Origin of the sequence: Streptomyces chilikensis, from assembly GCF_001642695.1 — a bacterium.
GTDB lineage: Bacteria > Actinomycetota > Actinomycetes > Streptomycetales > Streptomycetaceae > Streptomyces > Streptomyces chilikensis.
Map to the genome: position 1 here is coordinate 1 of NZ_LWCC02000023.1, position 3,810 is coordinate 3,810.

Here is a 3,810-nt window from a genome sequence, read left to right on the forward strand (position 1 = left end):
CGGCCGGGACGCGTTCCGGCCCCGCGGCCGACCGGAACCGGTCCGGCCCGCCTGGGCCGGCTGGCCCGGCTGGGCCGGCTGGGCCGGCTGGGCCGGCTGGGCCCGTCCGGGCCGGCCAGGGTCCATCTGGGGCCGGTTAGGTCCCGGGGCTGGGCCGACCAGGTCCGTCCGGGCCGATCTGGCCCGCCTGGGTCATCCAGGGTCCCGGTCCGGGACGGCCAAGGTCCCGGCCTCGGACCATCCGGGCCGTCTGAGCCGTCTGAGCCGTCTGGATCGACGGATTCGCCTGGCCCGCCTGGCCCGTCCGGGACGATCCGGACCGGTCCGGGACGGCCGGGGCCGGTCAGGGTGCGTCCGGGCCGGTCAGGGCCGGAGCACGCCGGTGATCACATGGGCGTCGCTCTCCTCGCAGACCGCCACCTCGGCCGCCAGCCCCGCTCCCGCGAAGGCGCGCTCGGCGGCGGGAGCCTGACGCCCGCTCGTCTCGGCGAGCAGGCAGCCGCCGGGCGCCAGCCAGCCCGGAGCGGCCTCGGCCACCCGCCGCAGGACGGCGAGGCCGTCGGGGCCGCCGTCCAGGGCGGTCGGCGGTTCGTGCTCACGGGCCTCGGCGGGCAGCAGCCGGATGTCCGCGGTGGGCACGTAGGGCACGTTGGCGGCGAGGATCTCGATCCTCCCGCGCAGGGCCGCGGGAAGCGCCGCGAACAGGTCGCCTCGGTGGACACGGCCCCCGTAGGGCGCGAGGTTGCGCGTGGCGCACTCCACCGCGGCCGGGTCGATGTCGGCGGCGTGGAGCGCGGCGCCGGGCAGCGCGGCGGCGAGGGCCGCGCCCAGGGCGCCCGACCCGCAGCACAGGTCGACGACCGTCCGTGCCCGCGGCGCCAGGACGAGGGCGCGTTCGACCAGGAACTCGGTCCGGCGGCGCGGCACGAACACGCCCGGGACGACCTCGATCCGCAGGCCGCGGAACTCGGCCCAGCCGACGACGTGTTCCAGGGGCTCCCCGGCCACCCGCCGGGCCACCAGGTCCGCGACCCGGTCGGGCGTGCCGCCGGCCCGGACCAGGAGGGCGGCCTCCTCCTCGGCGAAGACGCACCCCGCGGCCCGCAGGGCGGCGACGACGGCCGGGGCCTTCGGCGGAACGGCGGGTGGGATCCGGGAAGTCGTCATCGGCCTCGCTGTCCGTGTCGGCGTCGGTGAGGGCGGCGTGCGGCGTGCGGACGGCCGGTACCCTGCTCGGCCGACGTGTCACCCTACCCATGGCTTCGGGGCGGGGCACGCGGACGACGGACCGCCGGCGGCCCCGGGTTCCCGCTCCGCGCAACTGTGGTTGTATTATGCAACCACAACGTGAGGAGGTTCCCCCGTGAACTCAGCCGCCGACCTGGCGATCGAGACGATCCAGCGCGAGATGACGTCGTTCGCACGCCGGGCACGGGCCCTGGCCGGACGGCTCCATCCGGAACTGTCCCTGGTCTCGTACACGCTGCTGGGTCATCTGGAGGAGAGCGGGGGCTGCCGGGCCACCGACCTGGCGGACCACTACGCGCTGGACAAGTCCACGGTCAGCCGTCAGGTGGCGGTGCTGGAGCGCGAGGGGCTGGTGGAGCGCCGCCAGGACGCGGCGGACCAGCGGGTGCAGGTGCTCCAGCTCACCGACGCGGGCCGCCGGATGCTCGCCCGGGTGACCGACCGCCGTCGCGCCGCCGTCGAGGAACGGCTGTCGGGCTGGACCGAGGAGGACCTGGCGCGGTTCGCCTCCTACCTGGAGCGCTACAACGCCGGCCTCCCCGGCGACGCGCCCACCGCGCCCGGGGCCTGACCGTCCCGCGGGGGGCGGGTGGCGACGACCAGGCGGCAGCGCGGACCGCCGCCCTCCCGGCGGCCGAACTCCGGCATGGCGTAGGTCCTCACCTCGAACCCGGCGCCGCCGAGGGCGTCGCGGAGCACGCCGAAGGTCAGGACGCGGTAGTACATGACGAACGGCGGGCGCCACACGGCGTTGCGGATCCGCATCGCCGTGTCGAAGGCCAGCAGCCCCAGGGCGGCCCTGGAGCCCGGGCGCGGCGGTCCGGGCAGGGGGAAGGCGAGGCGTCCGCCCGGGCGCAGCACCCGGTGCGCCTGCCCGAAGAGGGCGGGCAGGTCGCGGGGGAGGAAGTGGCCCAGGGCCCCGAAGGTGACGGCCAGGTCGAAGGAGGCCGGGGCGAAGGGCAGGGCGCGCGCGTCCGCGCGGACCAGCGCGGCCCGCGGCGCCGCGAGGCGGGCGCGCTCCAGCATTCCGGCGCTGATGTCGACGCCGGTGACCGACCGCCGGCACAGGGCGTCCGTCACGCCGAGTCCGGCGCCGGTGCCGCAGCACAGGTCGAGGCCGTCCTCGAACGGGCCGAGCGGGGCCAGGCCGTCACGGGTGGCCCGCAGGAGGCCGTCGGAGGTGCGGAACGGGGTGTGGTCGAAGGCGGGGGCGAGCAGGTCGTAGCCGCGCTCGACGGACGACAGGGCCTGCACGGCGAGTTCACCGAGGGTGGGGCCCTGCGGACCGTACCTCCGGGGGCCACGCCCGGTGATGCCGTGGCTCCTGGCCTCGCGCCTTCGCGGATCGGACATCTTCCGGAGGATAGCGGCGCCCGTACGGCATCCGGGTGCCGCACGGACGGATCCGGCCGTGGCGCGCGGCGTGTCGCCGCGCCCCATTCCTACCGTCTTCATATGAAAATCGCATTTTTCTCGCGAGGCTCCGGCTCTGGTTCCGGTCGGGCCGTCCGTCTGGCCGTCGCCGGGTGCGCCCTGTTCGCGGTGGGGGCGTCGGGGACGCCCGCGCCGGTGACCGGCCCGCCGGATCCGCTGCTGACCCCGGGCACCCAGGTGCGGCCGGCCGCGGGCGCGCCGGAGGTGCCGGAGGTGTCCGCGCTCTCCTGGGTGGTGGCGGACGCCCGCAGCGGCGACGTGCTGGCCGCGCACGACGCCCACCGCAGGCTCCCGCCGGCCAGCACCCTCAAGACCCTGTTCGCGCTCGCCCTCCTCCCCCGGGTGCCCGAGGGGCGCCATCGGGCGACGGGCGCGGAGCTGGCCGGCGTCGGCGAGGGCAGCAGCCTGGTCGGCGTGGAGGCCGGCCGCGACTACGCGGTGGACGACCTGTGGCGGGGCGTCTTCCTGAGTTCCGGCAACGACGCGGTGCACGTCCTGTCCGCCATGGCGGGCGGCACCCGGGCGGCGGTGGCCCGGATGCAGGACACCGCGCGGAAGCTGGGCGCCCGCGACACCCGCGTGGTCTCGCCGGACGGGTACGACGCGCCGGGACAGGTCTCCTCCGCCTACGACCTGGCGGTGTTCGGGCGTGCCGGGCTGCGCGACCCGCGGTTCACCAAGTACTGCCGGACGGCGGCCGCCCGGTTCCCCGGCCGGGGCGGCGTCTACGACATCCGCAACACCAACAGGCTGCTGACCGGGGCGGACGGCGTGGAGCCCTACCCCGGGGCGGTCGGCGTGAAGAACGGGTACACCAGCAAGGCGGGCCACACCCTGATCGCGGCGGCCCGGCGGGGCGGACGGACCCTGGTGGTGACGGTGCTCAACCCGCAGGACGGCGGTTCCACCACCGTCTACGAGGAGGCGCGGTCGCTCCTGGACTGGGGTTTCCGGGCGGCCGGGCGGGTCCGGCCGGTCGGCTCGCTGGAACCGCCCGTCGCGGCCGGGCCGCCGTCCTCCCCCCGGCCCCGCCCGTCCGCGGAGCACGCGGCGGCGGAGGTCGCCGGCCGCGGTGAGGGCGGCGGCACGACGTGGCGGACGGTCGCGCTGGCCGGGTGCGCCGCGGCG

The 3,810-nt window shown here is 77.1% G+C and carries 4 protein-coding genes; 2 read left to right on the forward strand and 2 right to left on the reverse strand.

What is annotated here, in order from left to right:
- Positions 1 to 363: 363 nt before the first annotated feature.
- Positions 364 to 1,167, reverse strand: coding sequence for a putative protein N(5)-glutamine methyltransferase (locus A2U95_RS21135; RefSeq protein WP_166025673.1), 804 nt, complete (start codon positions 1,165 to 1,167; stop codon positions 364 to 366).
- 241 nt (positions 1,168 to 1,408) lie between these two features.
- On the opposite strand from A2U95_RS21135, the gene A2U95_RS21140 reads away from it, so the two are divergent.
- Positions 1,409 to 1,819 carry a MarR family winged helix-turn-helix transcriptional regulator gene (locus tag A2U95_RS21140; protein ID WP_166025679.1) on the forward strand — a complete coding sequence of 137 codons (411 nt, stop codon included), beginning with the start codon at positions 1,409 to 1,411 and terminating at the stop codon, positions 1,817 to 1,819.
- On the opposite strand, the gene A2U95_RS21145 is transcribed toward A2U95_RS21140, so the two are convergent.
- Complete coding sequence (locus A2U95_RS21145) at positions 1,771 to 2,601, reverse strand: class I SAM-dependent methyltransferase (RefSeq protein ID WP_166025675.1); 831 nt, start codon at positions 2,599 to 2,601, stop codon at positions 1,771 to 1,773. The two genes, A2U95_RS21140 and A2U95_RS21145, sit on opposite strands and share 49 nt — an antisense overlap.
- A gap of 102 nt (positions 2,602 to 2,703) precedes the next feature.
- On the opposite strand from A2U95_RS21145, the gene A2U95_RS21150 reads away from it, so the two are divergent.
- On the forward strand, positions 2,704 to 3,810 hold a 1,107-nt coding region (locus A2U95_RS21150; RefSeq protein ID WP_166025677.1), incomplete at its 3' end, for a D-alanyl-D-alanine carboxypeptidase family protein.

Coding starts and splice junctions, on each gene's coding strand:
- A2U95_RS21140 (WP_166025679.1), top strand. CDS start 1,409: ATGACGTCGTTCGCACGCCGGGCACGGGCCCTGGCCGGACGGCTCCAT.
- A2U95_RS21135 (WP_166025673.1), bottom strand. CDS start 1,167: ATGACGACTTCCCGGATCCCACCCGCCGTTCCGCCGAAGGCCCCGGCC.
- A2U95_RS21145 (WP_166025675.1), bottom strand. CDS start 2,601: ATGTCCGATCCGCGAAGGCGCGAGGCCAGGAGCCACGGCATCACCGGG.